The organism is Zymobacter palmae (assembly GCF_003610015.1).
In the GTDB taxonomy this organism is placed as follows: domain Bacteria; phylum Pseudomonadota; class Gammaproteobacteria; order Pseudomonadales; family Halomonadaceae; genus Zymobacter; species Zymobacter palmae.
The window spans coordinates 2,176,618-2,193,952 of record NZ_AP018933.1 but is presented as its reverse complement, the minus strand read 5'-3'; the positions used below and the strand labels follow the sequence as shown (position 1 = coordinate 2,193,952).

Below are 17,335 nucleotides of genomic sequence, written 5' to 3'. Positions count from 1 at the left end.
TGGGGCTGCTGCGCGGTTGCCTTCCTTTATCAGGCACGCAGCAGGCCCCTTAGTTTCTGGTGGACGATTGCCGTCGCCGGGAACGTTTTTATCGCGATAGGTAAGTATATCCATGGCAAGTGACATTTCTGCGCCGGTGCAGGTTAAGGAAGGCGACGTCGAACGCCTGCCTCTGCACCGCTATACCGAAAAGGCGTATCTGGATTACGCCATGTACGTCATTCTTGATCGAGCACTGCCGGCCATTGGCGATGGCCTTAAACCGGTCCAGCGTCGCATCGTATACGCTATGAGCGAGCTGGCGCTTAGCGCCTCGGCCAAATACAAGAAGTCAGCGCGTACGGTTGGGGATGTACTCGGTAAGTTCCACCCTCATGGCGACAGCGCCTGCTACGAGGCCATGGTGCTGATGGCACAGCCGTTCAGCTATCGTTACCCGCTGGTCGATGGGCAGGGCAACTGGGGGAGTCCTGATGATCCCAAATCCTTTGCGGCGATGCGTTATACCGAATCGCGGCTGTCGCGCTTTGCTGAGGTGCTGCTGACCGAGCTCGGGCAGGGCACTGTGGACTGGGTGCCCAACTTCGATGGCACGCTGAATGAACCGGCGGTGCTGCCTGCCCGCTTGCCGCATGTACTGTTGAACGGTGGTTCTGGTATTGCGGTTGGGATGTCCACCGATATTCCGCCTCACAATGTGGGTGAAGTGGTGGCCGCCACGATTCATCGTCTCAAGCACCCCACGTGTTCTATCGATGACCTGTGCGAACACCTGCCCGCGCCGGACTTTCCCACTGGTGCTGAGATCGTCACTCCCCGCGACGAGCTGAGCGCGCTGTACCGCAAGGGACGCGGCTCGGTGAAGATGCGCGCACGCTACCATGTCGAAGAGGATGGTGAAGTCGTCATTACTGCGCTGCCGTATCAGGTGTCCGGCGCGCGCGTGCTGGAGCAAATCGCAGCACAAATGCAGGCCAAAAAGCTGCCGATGGTGAGCGACCTGCGTGACGAGTCTTCCCATGAGGAGCCGACGCGTCTGGTCATCGTTCCTCGCTCGCAGCGGGTTAACGTCGACGAGCTGATGGCTCACCTGTTTGCGACCACTGATCTTGAGAAGAGCCAGCGCGTCAACATGAACGTGATCGGACTGGATGGCCGTCCGCAGGTCATGTCCCTTGATGTTCTGCTTGATCAGTGGCTGACGTTCCGTCGCGAGACTGTGCGCCGCCGTTTGCAGCACCGTCTGGACAAGGTCGATGCACGTCTGCATATCCTGCAGGGGTTGTTGACTGCCTACCTCAATATCGATGAGGTGATCCGCATCGTCCGTGAAGAGGACGAACCGAAGGCTGCGCTAATGGCAAGTTTTGGGCTGTCCGATTTACAGGCCACCGCCATTCTTGAACTGCGTCTGCGCCATCTGGCCCGTCTGGAAGAATTCAAGCTCAAGGGTGAGCAGGATGAGCTTGAGAAAGAGCGCCAGCAGCTCATGAAATGGCTGGGCAGCGAACGCGAAATGACCAAGCTGATTGAGAAGGAGCTGCGCGAGGCGGCCAAGCAGTACGGTGATGAGCGCCGCTGCGAGCTGGTCAAGCGTAAGGAAGCTCGTGCGCTGTCAGAGGTCGAGCTGCTGGGTGCAGACCCCATTACCGTCGTGTTGTCCGAAAAGGGGTGGATTCGCAGTGCCAAGGGACATGATATCGACCCTGCCGGTTTGTCCTACAAGGCAGGCGATCAGTACCTCGCATCTGCTCGTGGTAAGACCAATCAAGCGCTGGTGCTGCTGGATGAAACCGGGCGCAGCTATTCTCTTGAAGCGCATACGCTGCCGTCGGCACGTGGTCAGGGCGAGCCAATTACTGGGCGCATTAATCCGCCTGCTGGCGTGCAGATGACGGCGGTTGTGTTGGATGACCTGCAAGCACGCTATCTGGTAGCCAGCGACGGTGGCTATGGTTTCATTGCACCGCTGGACGCGATGACGGCGCGCTCCCGCAAAGGGAAAGCCCTGCTGACGCTGCCGAAAGGCTGCGTGGCCTTGCCGCCGCGGGCGTGTCTGGGCGGCGAGCGTGTCGCGGTGGTGACGTCTTCTGGCCACCTGCTGATTTTCCCGCTGGCCGATTTGCCGGAAATGGCGAAGGGGAAAGGCACGCGCATGATCAGCATCAAAGGCAGCGATGCTGCCAACCGTGCTGACTACATCCGCGATCTGGTTGTCCTGCCAGAGGGGGCGACGCTGACCGTACACGCTGGTAAGCAAAAGCGCTGCTTTAGCAAGGCCGACCTCGAAGCGTATGAAGGGCCGATGGGGCGTCGCGGCAAGCCGCTGCCTAAGGGCTATCAAAAAGTGCGCTTTCTTGAGGTTATGCAGGACTGATCGGTCGCCGCAGGCGTTCGTTTAAAAACACGGCTCTTGCGCCAAATAGCGCAAGAGCCGTGTCGCTTTTAGACCGAGAGCGTCTCTCTCGGCGTGGCGTGTCATCGTTCACCGGCGGCATTTTTGTCACGGGACTTTGATCGTGGCACCGCGCCGCATGCCGTTACCATTATGAACACGGCGGAGGGTGCTGCAGGATCGAGCAACTTTCGGTAGTCTGGGACTTTCGGGCGCGAGCGTCCTGTATATCACGCTGCCTCTTTTCCTTTCTCATCCTATCATCGGCTGTGCTTATCGACGTGCGCGGCCATCGTCGGAGAGCTTGCATGACTCGTTATCTGCTGATTCAAGCCACTGGAGCTGCGCGTGCTGGTCAATTGGCCACGCTGGAAGAAACGCTAACCTCGCTGGGAATGCGCTGGCAGGACGTGCAGCAGCATGTGATGGCGGGGCGCACAACGCTAATGCTGCTACTTGAGAATAGCGATGAAGTGCTGTCGGCGCCGCAGCTGCAACGTCGCGTGGCGCCTGCGCTCGAACAGGCGGGGCTGGAGGGTACGGTCGAAGCGATCAGCGAAGCACAGTGGCGCGCATTGGCTTCCTATGCTGATCGTCAGATCATGACGGTGATGGGGCCGCGTCTGACGCCGGAAGCCATCGCTCAGGCCGAGCGTATGGCGCATCATCACGGCCTTACGACCGTATCCGTCGAGCGTCGCTCAGGCCGTCGTACCTTCGAGCAGGCAGATGGGATGGGGGAATGTGTCGAATTCGTGCTGCAGGGAGCTGCAGACATGGACGGACTGCGTCAGGAGGCATTGACGCTGGGGCAGGCATTCGGGGTGGATATCGTCTTCCAGCCTGCCGATCAGTGGCGCCATTGCCGCCGGTTGATCTGCTTTGACATGGACTCGACGCTGATCAAGACCGAGGTCATCAATGAGCTGGCTGAACGCCATGGCGTGCATGATCGCGTGGCTGATATCACCGAACGTGCCATGCGCGGCGAGCTGGATTTCCGCGAAAGCTTTACCCAACGTATGGCGATGCTGGAAGGGCTGGATCAGTCAGTGCTTGAGGAGATCGCCGCTCAGCTGCCGCTGATGGACGGTGCCGAGCACTTGTTTGCAGAACTCAAGCGATTGGGGTATCGCACCGCGATCTTGTCCGGCGGCTTTACCTGCTTTGCGAAGACGCTGCAGCAGCGACTTGGCATCGACGACGTTTATGCCAACGTGCTTGATATCGACGCCGAAGGCAAGGTGACGGGCAACGTGGTCGAGCCAATCGTCGATGCGCAGTGCAAAGCCGATACGCTACGAGCACTGGCCGAACAGCAAGGCATTACGTTAGAGCAGACGGTAGCCGTTGGCGATGGGGCTAACGACCTCAAAATGCTGGGCATCGCGGGGCTGGGGGTGGCATGGCATGCTAAGCCGAAGGTCAAGGCGCAGGCGCGTCAGGCCGTGTCAACCTTGGGGCTGGATGCCTTACTGTATCTGCTGGGACACGATGCACAGACACTGAACGCTTCTGCTTGACCACGGTGCTATGCCGCAGTGCAGCGCTCCTGCTCGCAGTCCGGTGGGATCAGGAGTATATTGCGGGAAGTCCATTGCTGTCCGGTGGTCACACCGCTCAGCGGCTTGGCTATAGGCCTTGACCAGCATCATCTTCTAGAGTGGTATCAGGGCTTGCCGCATGGACTCTTCGGCCGCGTCATGAACGCGGCCGTTGTGTATCTGTCAGACCCCCATCGTCTTTTCACACCCACCGTATCATCGTGCGCCATTCCGGCTATGCCAGGGTGAAGGTTGCCGTGGTAGTGGTCATTCTCAAGCGTCCGATGGTGCCCTGAGCTTCTGGAGCACGATCAATGAAAGTACATGCAAGGCGACTAATACCGCTGTTGGTCGCACTTGGCATCGCCCTCTGTCCCGTTCCTGAGGGACTGGCTTCCTATAGTTGGTATTTCTTTGCCATCTTCACCGGCTGCATCACTATGCTGATCACGGACGCTTTTCCCGGTGCCGTGTCTGGCTTGATCTGCGTATCGCTGGCCGCCGTACTGGCACCGTGGGCGCTGTTCTCCCCCGAACAGATGGCGGCACCGGGGTTCAAGGTTCACCAGCAGGCCTTCCAGTGGGCTGTCTCTGGGTTTTCCAACTCTGTGGTATGGATGATCCTTGGGGCCTTCATTCTGGCCCGAGGCTATGCTGTTACCGGTCTGGGGAGGCGCATTGCGCTATGGCTGGTCAAGACAATGGGGCACCATTCCCTTTCGCTGGGCTATGCGGTCATGCTGGCCGATCTTGTGCTGGCGCCCGCGACGCCTTCCAATACGGCCCGCAGCGGTGGCATCCTCTTTCCCATCATCGACAATCTTCCCCCGTTATTTGATTCCTATCCCAACAGCCCCAGTCGACGCCGCATTGGTACGTACCTGATGTGGACATCGCTGGCGTCATGCTGCGTCTCCTGCACGCTGTTCATGACCGCGATTTCGTCCAATCTGCTGGCCGTCGAGCGCGTCACACACATTACGGGTATCACCATTGGCTGGAGTGAATGGTTCATCGCGGCGGCTCCCGCCGGCATCATCATGGCCCTTTTAACGCCGCTAATGGGATATGTGTTCTGTCGGCCCGAAGTGACGGCTGGTCATGAAGTGGCCGAGTGGGCGCGTGAAGAACTGGGACGGATGGGGCGTATCCGGCGTGAAGAGATCGTGTTGACCGTGTTGATCGTAGGGGCACTGCTGCTGTGGATCTTCGGTGGGCGCTATATTGAACCGGCAATGGTTGGGCTGGTCGTTGGTGCGATTATGCTGATGACAGGCATCATTTCGTGGAACGATGTGCTGGAGTACAAGGCTGCCTGGAGTACGTTCTTCTGGTTCGCCATGCTGATTGCACTGGCATCGGGGCTGGATCAGGTCGGCTTTATCAGCTGGTTTGGTGAACGCTTCGGTCACTGCATCCAGAGCTGGTCGCCCCTTCAAGCCGTGCTGCTGATAACGATCGTTTTCTTTGTGCTGCACTATTTCTTTGCGGGTGCCACGACGCAGGTTATTGCGCTACTGCCTGCCTTTCTGGCGGCCGCACACTATATTCCGGGCATCGACATGCATTTCCTGATTCTGATGCTGGTGCCGACTATCGGTATTATGGGCATTCTGACGCCTTATGGAACGGGTCCCAGCCCTGTGTACTTTGGCAGTGGCTATATCCCCAGTGGTCAGGGCTGGCGTCTGGGGGCCATTTTCGGTGGGATTTATCTGGTGCTGTGGCTGGTCATTGGTATGCCGTGGATCGGCTGGTTGTGCGGAGCGCTCTGAACCGCAAGGTGTGAACGATAGTTCTGTGCTGAAAAAAGCCTGTTCTCCTAGAGAGCAGGCTTTTTTATGGTATTGAAGACAATCTTGGGAGAGTGCCGTTCGTCACGTTAGCGCAGTTGTATTCACTGCATTATGCGCTAGGGCATTGGCGTTCTGGCACTGTGATGGAGTCGCCAGTGCCGGTGCGCATTGACTATGTACCAGCACCCAGAGAAGAAAAAGGGGGATGCAGTGTGTTTGAAGTGGGGGAGTATCTGGCGAAGAGCCAGTAGGCAATAAAAAACCCCTCCGTCCGAAGAGGGAGGGGTTTTATGCTGCACTACTTCAGACGATCATTACGCGTTGTCTGAAGGCGTTTGCTGCTCGGCACGACGACGTTCACGCGGATCGTTGTGTGCACGACGGGAGCGACGCGGCAGCGCCAGCGGCTGATCGTCGGCAGCAGGTGCTGCAGATTTATCAGCCGTTGCTTCTTGCTGGGCAGGCTGCTCACGCTTCTCTTCAGCCTTCGGAGCAACAGGCTTGTCAGCCACTGCTTCCGGTTTTGCCGGCTGCTCATGCTTCTCTTCAGCCTTCGGAGTTGCAGGCTTGTCAGCGGCTACTTCCGGTTTGGTCGGCTGTTCGCGCTTCTCTTCAGCCTTCGGCGTTGCGGGCTTGTCAGCGGCTACTTCCGGTTTGGCGGGCTGTTCACGCTTCTCTTCAGCCTTCGGAGCAACAGGCTTGTCAGCTACTGCTTCCGGTTTGGCGGGCTGTTCACGCTTTTCTTCAGCCTTCGGAGCAACAGGCTTGTCAGCCACTGCTTCCGGTTTTGCCGGCTGCTCGCGCTTTTCTTCAGTCTTCGGCGTTGCAGGCTTATCAGCGGCTACTTCCGGTTTTGCCGGCTGTTCACGCTTTTCTTCAGCCTTCGGAGCAACAGGCTTGTCAGCTACTGCTTCCGGTTTTGCCGGCTGTTCGCGCTTCTCTTCAGCCTTCGGCGTTGCGGGCTTGTCAGCGGCTACTTCCGGTTTGGTCGGCTGCTCATGCTTCTCTTCAGCCTTCGGAGTTGCAGGCTTGTCAGCTACTGCTTCCGGTTTTGCCGGCTGCTCACGCTTTTCTTCAGCCTTCGGCGTTGCGGGTTTGTCAGCTACTGCTTCCGGTTTGGTCGGCTGTTCGCGCTTCTCTTCAGCCTTCGGAGTTGCCGGTTTATCAGCGTGTGCTGTTTCCGGACGTGAGCGACGTGGGCGAGAAGGTTTTGTTTCACCACGCTCGTTACCCGCCGCAGGTTGCTGCGCATCCTGAGATACTGCCGGGGCCTTGTTCGGTTCCAGAGTGGTCGTGTCGCGACCGAACGTATGGTAACGAGGCTGAGCGTTCTCGACATGCGCTTGCGCAATAGCCGGTGCCGATTTCTCTTCTGCCGTTTTGGCGGGGGCAGCGGATTTTGTATCTTCTGCTTTGGCCGGGGCTACCGTGTCCTGCGTCGCTGCTGCATCTTGGCTTTGCGGTGCAGCGCCTTCCTGCAGGCGTTGCTGTTCCGCTACGGCCTCAGGATTCAGTGCGTGCGTACGTGAACGCTGACGCGGATTGTTGCGTTTGCGTTTCGGTGCGCCATCGTTAGCTTTGTCCTCGGTATTGCTACGAGGCGCCTGTGTTGCAGCACTTTCAGTGGCAGTAGCTGTGGTTTCGGACGGCTGCTCGCTGCGATTGGCACGGCGGTTGTCGCGCTCCTGCGGCTGAGGCTTGTCGCTGTTTTGGGCATTGCGATTACGGCCGCGACGGTTGTCATCGCCGTTCTTCGCAGGGGCATCTGCTGCTGCGCTGGAACGGTTATCGTCCTGCTCGGGGCGGTTATTGCGACGCTCCTGACGGCGACGATTGCGCTCTTCCTGACGGTTGCGGGTGTTGCGTTTAGGCTGTTCCTGATCGCTATCGCTACGTTGGCTGTCCGCGTTGGCTTGCGGTGCCGAACGGCCGTTTTTGTCTTCACGTTGCTCACGTGCGGGTGCCGACGATTGTGCCTGCGGGCGTTCGCGACGAGCAGGTTTGCGGGATTCACTGCTGTTCTGCTTGCTGCTCTGCGGTTCGCGGGCTGTAGTGGCTGCGCTGTCCTTCTCCTGTTGAGAAGAAGAATCATCGCCGCTGAGCAGGCGATTGACACTGCGCATCAGGCGGGTCAGCAGCCCTGTGGCGTGGGCATCCATCTGCGGCTGTGCGGTGCTTGGCTGGGTCAGCGTGGTGGGCGCCGGTGCCGTGTGGGCAACTGTCTTGACGACTGCTTCTTCACGAGCGATCAGCACTTCACCGTGATCGTGGGCTTCCGGCGTTTTGTACTGTGTGTCGATCTCGTAGCTGGCCTTCGGTTCCTCATCGTCCATCTGGTCATCGCGCAGGCGCTCGACCTGGAAGTGAGGCGTGTCCATGTCCGGCTCGGGCAGCAGGATGACGTTGACGCTTTCGCGTTGTTCGATCTCAGCGATGGCGGCACGTTTCTCGTTGAGCAGGAACGTGGCGACCGGCACGGGCAGGACGGCACGAATCTGTGCGCTGCGGTCCTTCATGGCCTCTTCTTCGATCAGGCGCAGGACGGACAGCGACAGGGAGCGTACGTCACGGATAGTGCCCTGGCCGTTACAGCGCGGGCAGACCACGCCACTGGTTTCACCCAGCGATGGGCGCAGGCGCTGACGGGACATCTCCATCAGACCGAAACGCGAGATGCGGCCGATCTGTACGCGAGCGCGATCCAACTTGAGCGCTTCACGCATACGGTTTTCGACTTCGCGCTGGTTGCGGGCCGGCGACATGTCGATGAAGTCGATGACGACCAGACCACCGCTATCACGCAGACGCAGCTGGCGCGCGATCTCGTCGGCCGCCTCTAGGTTGGTCTGCAGGGCAGTTTCTTCGATATCACCGCCGCGCGTAGCGCGTGCCGAGTTGATGTCGATGGAGACCAGTGCTTCTGTGATGTCGATAACGATGGAACCGCCGGAGGGCAGTTTCACTTCACGCTGATAGGCCGTTTCGATCTGTGATTCGATCTGGAAGCGCGAGAACAGCGGCACTTCATCCTGATAGAGCTTGATGCGCGGCGCATAGGCCGGCATGACCTGCTGGACGAAGTTCATCGCGTCCTGATGGACGTCTTCGCTATCAATCAGCACTTCGCCGATGTCTTGACGCAGGTAGTCACGCATCGCGCGAATGATGACGTTCGATTCGCGATAGATGAGGAATGGCGCAGGCTGCTGGGCTGCGTCGGTGATCGCTTCCCAGACCTTGACCAGATAGTTAAGGTCCCACTGCAGCTCTTCCGTAGAACGCCCGATGCCAGCCGTACGGACGATGACGCCCATCTTGTCCGGGATAGTGAGGCCGTTCATGGCATCTTTCAGCTGTGCGCGATCCTCGCCCTCAATGCGGCGGGAGATGCCACCAGCACGCGGGTTGTTCGGCATCAGGACCAAGAAGCGGCCCGCTAGGCTGATGAAGGTCGTGAGGGCAGCACCCTTGTTGCCACGCTCTTCTTTGTCGACCTGAACGATGATCTCCTGACCTTCACGAATGACGTCACGGATATTAGGACGACCGTTGCCCGGATCCTTGAGGAAGTATTCGCGGGAGATTTCTTTGAGTGGCAGAAAACCGTGGCGTTCGGCACCAAAGTCGACGAACGCTGCTTCCAGACTGGGTTCGACGCGGGTGATGCGGGCGCGATAGATATTAGCCTTCTTCTGTTCGCGGGCACCCGACTCAATGTCGAGGTCGTAGAGGCGTTGGCCATCTACGAGCGCAACGCGCAGCTCTTCGGGCTGGGTTGCGTTGATGAGAATCCTTTTCATGATGTCTCGCTGACTCTTTCTTCTTGGTACCAAAGTCCAGAGAGTCGGCGAACCGTGTGATGCTGCGTGCTGTGCTCAGTGCATGTAGAGCGAGTGTCCTGCGCGTCTATCTGTCGGGTTCCCTGGTGGCTGGGGGTATGTCGTATCCAGCCGGTCTAAAGGAAGTGGGACGGACATGATAGGCAGTGTAGGTCATGTTGAGTACGGGATGGCATGGCAGAACATGTTGCGGAGACGCTGTTGACGGTCTTCCGGTTCTGCTGGCAGCCATCGGACACCTGGCATTGTCGATTCGGCGACGCCGGACCCGATACGGGTATGGGTGGAACCCGTCGTGTTTCGGGCAGTTCCATTGGGTGCCGTCCGGCTGATCGAATGCTGATCAAGCAGCGAGACGGCGTATAGTGCGGACCGCGAAGTAATGGCAATGCTCCATTGCGAGGTCTTGTCAGCCTCGATCGCGGATACCGCGTCCCGATCGCCATGATGCTGGCATCGGGACAGTATCGATTGCCTGTTGGAAAATTGTTGGACCTGCATGGATTTCGCGCAGGTGCAGTCGGGAAACATACAGAACAGCATGGTCCCAAGTAGGCATCAAGGAATATACCAACAAACCCAGAAACCGGCAATTTGATAAGCATCCGTTCCTGCACTGTAGTCAAAGAAGGGGGCCAGTGTCAGGGGGTGGACGGAGCGGGCAAGGCAAATATCGGCACCTTAAGCTGCCGCTGTACGGGCGAGCCATGTTAATCTTGCCGCTATCAAAGGTCATTGCCTGTGGGCATGACGGCAAGACACGTATTCGAGGAGACATGATGACCACAGGTCGACATGCAACACGTCCCACCCGTCCGGTTGCACCTGATGCCACCGATGAGTCACACCGCAGTGCCGGTCGTGAAGTCCAGTGGGTCGATATCGACGAAGGGCATGACGGTCAGCGGCTCGACAACTTTCTGATCACACATCTGAAAGGGGCACCGCGTGCTTTGGTCTACCGCATCATCCGCAAAGGCGAAGTGCGCGTTAATAAGAAACGTGCGAAGGCTGAAACCCGTCTTTCTTCTGGAGATCAGGTGCGCATTCCCCCTCTGCGTCTGGCGCCCGAGGAAGCTGTGCGTGAAGTGAGCGATAACCTTCGCGAGCTGCTAATGCGCAGTGTGATCGCTGAAACCGAAGAGTGGATGGTCGTCAACAAGCCCGCGGGGCTGGCCGTGCACGGCGGTAGCGGCGTGAAGATCGGTTTGATCGAAGCGTTGCGCCAAGTACGTACCGATCTGGGTTTCCTTGAGCTGGTGCACCGACTAGACCGCGACACGTCAGGCTGTCTGCTGTTGGCCAAATCGCGCAATGCGCTGGTGTTCCTCAATGAAGCGCTCAAAGCCAAGAAGATGGATAAACGCTATCTGGCCTTGGTAGAAGGTCGCTGGCCGGCACGTCGCGACTGGGTCAGTGCGCCGCTGGATCGCTACGATGCCGGTAACGGTGAGCGCCGCGTACGCGTCGATGACAACGGCAAGCGCTCGCGCACGCTGTTTGCCGTCCGTGAAACGTTCCCTAACGTGACACTGGTTGAGGCATCCCCTGTAACGGGGCGTACCCACCAGATTCGCGTGCACGCCGCTCATATCGGTCACGCGCTGATGGTAGATCGTAAGTACGGTACCGCTCAAGGGCAGAAGCTGGCTGCGGATATCGGGCTGGATCGGCTGTTTCTGCACGCGGCATCGTTGAGCTTTCCCGAGCCGAAAAGCGGCCGCACGGTCAATGTGAAGGCACGCCTAGCGCCCGAATTGGATGAAGCGCTGGACAGGCTTCGTCAGCAGCGCTGAAGCCACGCAGCATGTAGGAAAGAGCGTCGCAAGTTGTTCCAGGACGGTGGTATCAGCGGCGTTGGTCTGTACTCAATGAAAGCGTTGGAGATGATGAGATGAGTGAACACACTTCCGAATCGTCGCGTAACGAGCAGGCGACGCTGGCGCTGCTGTTGCAGCGCATGTTGAACGAGCAGCGCCGGGCGCGGCGAGGGCGCTGGATCTGGCGCGTGTTCAAGCTGCTGATGTTCATTGTCGTGGTGCTCTGGCTGTGTGGCGTTCTCGGGCGCGCACTCAGCAGTGGCGACGAGGAGGCGCGACCACACGTCGGACTGGTGCGCATCGACGGCGTGATCTCGCCGGATGACGATGCCAACGCCGATGCGCTCATCGGTGCGTTGGACGATGCGTGGGAAAATACGCATACCGTTTCCGTCGTTTTGCTGATCAACAGTCCGGGTGGAACACCGGTTCAGGCACAGCGGGTGTATGACGAGATCATGCGACTGCGTAAGTTGGGCGACAAGCCGATCGATGCGGTCATCGAAGACATGGGGGCCAGCGGTGCCTACTACATTGCTTCTGCCGCCGATCACATTTATGCCTCTTCATCGAGCCTTGTCGGGTCGATCGGCGTGATCTCCGCGGGTTTTGGTTATGACGAAGCCATGAAGAAAGTGGGTATCGAGCGTCGCGTCTATACGGCGGGCAGCAACAAGGACATGCTGGATCCGTTCCGTCCTGTCAGTGAGGAGCAGCGCGGGCACCTGCAAGCGGTATTGAACAGCACGCATCAGCGATTCATCGCTGACGTGAAGGCTGGACGCGGCGATCGTCTGCATGAAACGCCGGACATGTTCTCTGGGCTGGTCTGGAGCGGAGAGCAGGCCGTTGCGCTGGGGTTGGTCGATGAGCTGAAGAGCATTGATGTGCTGGTGCGCGAGAAGGTGGATGACCGCACGGCTGTCGTCGACTATACCGTCGAGCAACCGCTGTTTGATCGTATGTCGAAGCGACTTGGCGTTGCGGCGATGTCTGCGCTGGGCATTGATACGGCTTCATCATACAAACCGGTACGCGCGCAGTTGCCCTAGACCGTCGAGTGGGCTGAGAGCGCGTCATACTCTGGCCGCCATCAGATGGCGTCATCAAGATGAAAAGGCAGTCCTTTGTGGACTGCCTTTTTTGTTGTGCTTGTCATGCCGGTGCAAGACAGTGGCGGGTCAGAGAACGGTGGCGATAGGCTGGCCGTCGAGCCGCCTGTCTTTGTATTCACCTTTTCTCTAATATCGCTTCATCCTTTCTATTTATCTAGCTGACGTATTTCTTCAGTAGTGCATACAGAATGGCGGCTGTCTCGGTATCGACACGGCCATCGTAGCGTGCCGGTCTGAAGTGCATCTGAAAGCACACCACTAACATGGTGTAGTCGCTGGATGACAGTCCGCTGGGAACACTGTAGCCGTAGCGGGAAAACGACGTTTTCATGTCGTCGTCCGATGGCAGTCCCTCACGCTCGAAGCGCTGAGTGAACGCGGTGACATCCGCGGCGTCAGGCCATGCGCCGATTCCCGCTTCATAAAGGCGCTGCCACGGAAAGGCCGGGCCCGGATCGCGGCGGCGGGCCCAAGCGATATCGGCATGAGCCAATACCTGACGAGCGGTGATGGTGGGGTGGCGTGACAGGATGTCTTTGCAAAGTGCAATCGTCATCTGGATCTGCTGTTCGCTGAACGGTGGAAATGTCATGGCACCATCGGTGTTCCCCGAGGCCTGGTTGACGATCTCTATGCCGATCGACGTATCGTTGAGGTTGGTACGGCCTTGCCATTGGTTGACGCCTGCGTGCCATGCGCGACGATCTTCATCGACCAGCGCGAAGATACGATTGCCGCTGAAACCAGCCTGCAGGTAAGTCACTTCGTCAGGGTCGGGAATGACGTAGTGAACGCTTACGGTGGCAGCATCGTTTGCCAGATTGGTCATGCTCTGGCTGAAGTTTTCTGCCGTGTAGTGAAGGATGAGGAAGCGGATGCGCTCATCCTGTGTTGTGGTGCTGCGGTAGTGTTGGCTGTCAATGGGGTAGTCGGTGATGTTCACAAGGCGTGCCTCGAGCAGCAGAAGGATGAAAGGGGCAGACGGTGTCTGCCGCGTTTCCTATTTGACTGCCCGAAAACAAGGTGGACTTCATTTCCTGAGGTGTTACTGGTGTCATCACAGCTTGGGATAAGCAGTGACCTGCAGAATCGGTAGCGTCAGGTATACCGCGGGGAGAGTAGGTCGTAGCCCAGTGATTGCAGCATGTCGCACAGCTGGATCAACGGCAGTCCCAGCAGTGCGTTGGGGTCGCGACCGTCGAGAGCTGTAAACAGTGTGATCCCTAAGCCTTCCATTCTGAAGCTGCCCGCGCATTCCAAAGGCTGTTCGCGCTGGAGATAGCCTTCTATTTGAGCGTCTGTGAGCGAGCGGAACTGAACATCAAACGGTTCGACGGCACTCAACAAGCGGCGCTGACGGCCGTCATACACAGCGATACCGGTGTGAAAGCGAACGCGTTTGCCGGAACAGGCGGCAAGCTGGCGCCTAGCACTGTCGAGAGTGCCGGGCTTACCGACGGGCTGTTGGTCGAGAGCGCAGACCTGATCGGAACCGATGATGAGGTGATGAGGGTGTTGTCCCGCCAGCGCAAGTGCCTTGGCGCAGGCCAGGCGTTCTACGAGTGCGGCGGGCTGTTCGCCAGAGCGCGGGGTTTCGTCGATGTCGGGGGAGGCCTGCTGGAATGCTAGACCCAGTTGAGCAAGGCACTGGCGGCGAGCAGAGGAGCTTGAGGCGAGCAGGAGCGGCGGTAGGGCGGTGGATAGAGGCATGTTGGGTAGCATCATGACGCGCGAAGCGTTGGGCGAAAAAAAGGGCCTCGAGCGGTGATTGGCAGGAATGGGGTGCGCTCGTGCCGTGAAAGCCTTACAATATCATGTCCGCCGCTCGTTGTTGATGTCACCGGCGGTTACCGGGCAGAAAAGCACTCGTCTGATACGTGCAGGCGATGCATTTCTTTGACAGTTACCTCGACAGACCCTATCATTGCGCGCCTATGTCAACTACCCGAATGCCCACGCGGGTCGAACCTTATCGACTTGCGGCCAGTGCCGAGCGGCTGGAAGGCGATCTGCCGCTTGACGAGATGCCCCGTCTGGCCGATCTCATCGGTCCCCAGACAGGCACCTGCCATGCTGTTCTGACGTTTGGCATCGACGCCCAGCGTCGGCACTATATCGAAGGACAGGCTGAAGCACGGGTGATGATGCCATGTCTGCGTTGTCTGCAGCCCATGCCGGTAACGCTTGACAGTTCGATACTGCTGGGAATGGTGACAGACGAATCGCTGTCGTCTCGACTGCCTCGGGAGTACGATCCGCTGGTGGTCGGTCATGACGAACGCCTCGATCTGATCCCGGTCATTGAGGAAGAACTGCTGCTGGCGCTGCCACAGGCGATCTATCATGAAGAAGGCGAATGCGCCGTTTCTCGTGATGAGCTCAGCAGTGGCGAGCTACCTGATGAGCAGGTGACCACCAACCCGTTCAGTGCCTTGGCGGCATTGAAAGATAAACACTGACGCTTCGGGCAAGTACTACTGCTCGAACTCTCATCCGTAGGAGATTCATCATGGCCGTTCAACAGAACCGCAAAACCCGTTCCAAACGCGGCATGCGCCGTGCTCACGATGCACTGACCACTCCGGCACTGGCCCAGGACAAAGAAACCGGTACGACTCACCGTCGTCACCACGTTGCTCCTGACGGTTTCTACCGTGGTCGCAAGGTTGTTGACGTCGACGCCTAAGGCGCGACGTAAGCAAAGCGCTTGTGCATATCGCCATTGATGCGATGGGCGGGGACTTCGGTCCCCGTGTTACTGTCCAGGGGGGGCTAGAAGCCTTGCGACAGTGGCCTTCGCTATCGCTGACCTTCTATGGTGATTGTCACTCCATTCAGGATGTGATCCGTTCCGCGCCCCGTTGGAAAAAAACGGTGTTGGATCGCGTTCAGATGAGTGCGGCTGGTAGCCTGCCAGTCGGTACTCAGCCTCCCTCTCGCATCCTTCGTGATCGCGACATCAATGCTCCCGATGCTTCCAGTCTTCATGCCTGTATTCGTGCCGTGCGCGATGGCGAGGCCGATGCCTGTGTCAGCGCCGGACATACCGGTGAGATTATGGCCGTGGCGCGACGTGCGCTGGGCATGATCGAGGGAATGAAGCGTCCTGCCATCAGCTCTGCCGTACTGACGGACCACGGTCATCCTTGCTATGTACTTGATCTGGGAGCCAACATCGACTGTCCGCCGCGGCATTTGGTGCAGTTCGCACGGCTGGGAGCAGAGATGGTGCGCACGGTCGACGGCATCCAGAATCCGCGTGTTGCGCTGCTTAATATCGGTGTCGAACCTTCTAAGGGCACGCGCTGCGTGCGCGAAGCCGATGATCTGCTGCGCGAGTTCTGCACCACGAACGATCGCTTTCACTATCTTGGCTTCGTTGAGGGGGATCATATCTTCACTGGCGATGTCAATGTGATCGTCTGCGACGGTTTCGTCGGTAACGTGGCGCTCAAGACCAGTGAAGGGTTGGCGCGCGTGTTGGGGCGCCGCCTGCAGCACACCTTCGAATTGAACTGGTGGACGCGCCTTGTCAGTATCTTGGCGCGGCCGGCCTTGTCGAGGCTGAAGGAAGAAATCGACCCAGTGCGCTACAATGGCGCAAGTTTTCTCGGGCTGACCTCTACCGTTGTTAAAAGTCACGGTGGGGCAGACGCCCGCGGTTTCTCTTATGCGATACTGCGCGCCGTCAGCGAAGTCGAACTGGGACTGCCCGAGCGCCTAGCGCAGGGGCTTACGGCCTAAATATCGCAGACAGATTTTTTCGGAGCCGAGCTTTTTATCCGCTTGGCAGGATTCCGCCCCGTCATATGTTGAATGCGGAATCATTTGTTCATCGAATGCAACAGCATAGGTACTTGTTCATGTCCGCCACCCTCGCATTTGTCTTTCCGGGTCAAGGCTCTCAGCAGGTAGGTATGCTGCGTGAGCTGGCAGATCGTTACAGTGTCGTGCGTACCACCTTCGACGAAGCGTCTGACGCACTGGACTTCGATCTGTGGAAACTGACGCAGGAAGGCAGCGCAGAAGCGCTGAACGCCACCGCTACCACTCAGCCCGCCCTTTTGACCGCTAGCGTTGCCATCTGGCGCGTCTGGCAGGAACTCGAAGGGCCGCGTCCCGCTCTGATGGCCGGTCACAGCCTGGGCGAATACAGCGCCATGGTATGCGCTGGTGCACTGGGATTCGCCGACGGCGTACGTCTGGTACGACTGCGTGGTGAATACATGCAGGCCGCCGTTGCCGAGGGCGACGGTGCCATGGCGGCGATCCTCGGTCTCGAAGACGCCAAGGTTGAAGCCATCTGTGCGGAAGCGGCGCAAGGTGACGTCGTTGCTGCCGTCAACTATAACTCTCCAGGACAGGTCGTTATCGCAGGGGCCAAAGCTGCCGTTGATCGCGCCGTAGCCCTGTGCAGCGAAGCGGGTGCCAAGCGCGCCATCACGCTGCCGGTATCCGTCCCGTCCCACTGTGCTTTGATGAAGCCTGCTGCCGAAAAACTGGCTGCGGCAATTGATGGCATCGCACTGAAACCGACGCGCTATCCGGTGATCCAGAACGTTGATGCTGAAGCACATTCCGATGTCGAAACGCTTAAGACTCGTCTGGTGGAACAGTTGTTCTCTCCGGTGCGTTGGTCGACATCCGTATCACGTATGGCTGATCAGGGTGTTACCACTCTGGTAGAATGCGGTCCGGGCAAGGTATTGACCGGCCTGGCCAAACGTATTGATCGTCGCCTGAAAGGCGTGGCCGTCAATGATCCGGATAGTCTAAGCGCTGCACTGACGCTGACGTCAGAAGCAGACGGCAAGGAGTGAATTCAT

Annotated in this window: 12 protein-coding genes; 9 read left to right on the top strand and 3 right to left on the bottom strand. The window is 58.6% G+C overall.

The window, feature by feature from the left end; all coding sequences use genetic code 11:
- The first annotated feature begins 112 nt into the window (after positions 1-112).
- The 3 genes from parC (at position 113) to ZBT109_RS09775 (ending at position 5,714) form a co-directional block, all read left to right on the top strand.
- Positions 113-2,377 (top strand): DNA topoisomerase IV subunit A, encoded by a 2,265-nt coding sequence (parC, locus tag ZBT109_RS09785; RefSeq protein ID WP_038277761.1) that lies wholly within the window; start codon positions 113-115, stop codon positions 2,375-2,377.
- A gap of 326 nt (positions 2,378-2,703) precedes the next feature.
- A complete protein-coding gene (gene serB / locus ZBT109_RS09780; RefSeq protein WP_027704693.1) occupies positions 2,704-3,918 on the top strand; it encodes a phosphoserine phosphatase SerB in 1,215 nt (404 codons plus the stop codon).
- A gap of 335 nt (positions 3,919-4,253) precedes the next feature.
- The gene (locus tag ZBT109_RS09775; protein ID WP_027704692.1) at positions 4,254-5,714 is read left to right on the top strand and encodes an anion permease; all 1,461 of its coding nucleotides are present in this window, start codon (positions 4,254-4,256) and stop codon (positions 5,712-5,714) included.
- A 335-nt stretch (positions 5,715-6,049) separates the two neighbouring features.
- Here ZBT109_RS09775 and rne read toward each other — a convergent pair whose 3' ends face one another.
- Positions 6,050-9,535: a ribonuclease E gene (rne, locus tag ZBT109_RS09770; RefSeq protein WP_027704691.1), complete on the bottom strand. Its 3,486-nt coding sequence runs from the start codon at positions 9,533-9,535 to the stop codon at positions 6,050-6,052.
- A gap of 818 nt (positions 9,536-10,353) precedes the next feature.
- Here rne and ZBT109_RS09765 point away from each other — a divergent pair.
- Positions 10,354-11,370 (top strand): RluA family pseudouridine synthase, encoded by a 1,017-nt coding sequence (locus ZBT109_RS09765; RefSeq protein WP_084261734.1) that lies wholly within the window; start codon positions 10,354-10,356, stop codon positions 11,368-11,370.
- 98 nt (positions 11,371-11,468) lie between these two features.
- Positions 11,469-12,446, top strand: a complete 978-nt coding sequence (gene sppA / locus ZBT109_RS09760) for a signal peptide peptidase SppA (protein ID WP_051523693.1) — start codon at positions 11,469-11,471, stop codon at positions 12,444-12,446.
- Positions 12,447-12,663: 217 nt separating this feature from the next.
- Here sppA and ZBT109_RS09755 read toward each other — a convergent pair whose 3' ends face one another.
- On the bottom strand, positions 12,664-13,452 hold the full coding sequence (locus ZBT109_RS09755) for an N-acetylmuramoyl-L-alanine amidase (RefSeq protein WP_027704689.1): 789 nt from the start codon (positions 13,450-13,452) through the stop codon (positions 12,664-12,666).
- A gap of 155 nt (positions 13,453-13,607) precedes the next feature.
- Positions 13,608-14,219: a Maf family protein gene (locus ZBT109_RS09750; RefSeq protein WP_027704688.1), complete on the bottom strand. Its 612-nt coding sequence runs from the start codon at positions 14,217-14,219 to the stop codon at positions 13,608-13,610.
- Positions 14,220-14,443: 224 nt separating this feature from the next.
- Between ZBT109_RS09750 and ZBT109_RS09745 the strand changes: the two genes are divergently transcribed.
- The 4 genes from ZBT109_RS09745 to fabD all read left to right on the top strand — a co-directional run bounded on the left by ZBT109_RS09745 (position 14,444) and on the right by fabD (position 17,329).
- Positions 14,444-14,968 carry a YceD family protein gene (locus tag ZBT109_RS09745; protein ID WP_027704687.1) on the top strand — a complete coding sequence of 175 codons (525 nt, stop codon included), beginning with the start codon at positions 14,444-14,446 and terminating at the stop codon, positions 14,966-14,968.
- Between the two features lie 50 nt (positions 14,969-15,018).
- Positions 15,019-15,195 carry a 50S ribosomal protein L32 gene (gene rpmF / locus ZBT109_RS09740; protein WP_027704686.1) on the top strand — a complete coding sequence of 59 codons (177 nt, stop codon included), beginning with the start codon at positions 15,019-15,021 and terminating at the stop codon, positions 15,193-15,195.
- Between the two features lie 23 nt (positions 15,196-15,218).
- Positions 15,219-16,253, top strand: coding sequence for a phosphate acyltransferase PlsX (gene plsX / locus ZBT109_RS09735; RefSeq protein ID WP_038277758.1), 1,035 nt, complete (start codon positions 15,219-15,221; stop codon positions 16,251-16,253).
- A 119-nt stretch (positions 16,254-16,372) separates the two neighbouring features.
- Complete coding sequence (fabD, locus tag ZBT109_RS09730; RefSeq protein WP_027704685.1) at positions 16,373-17,329, top strand: ACP S-malonyltransferase; 957 nt, start codon at positions 16,373-16,375, stop codon at positions 17,327-17,329.
- Positions 17,330-17,335: the final 6 nt, after the last annotated feature.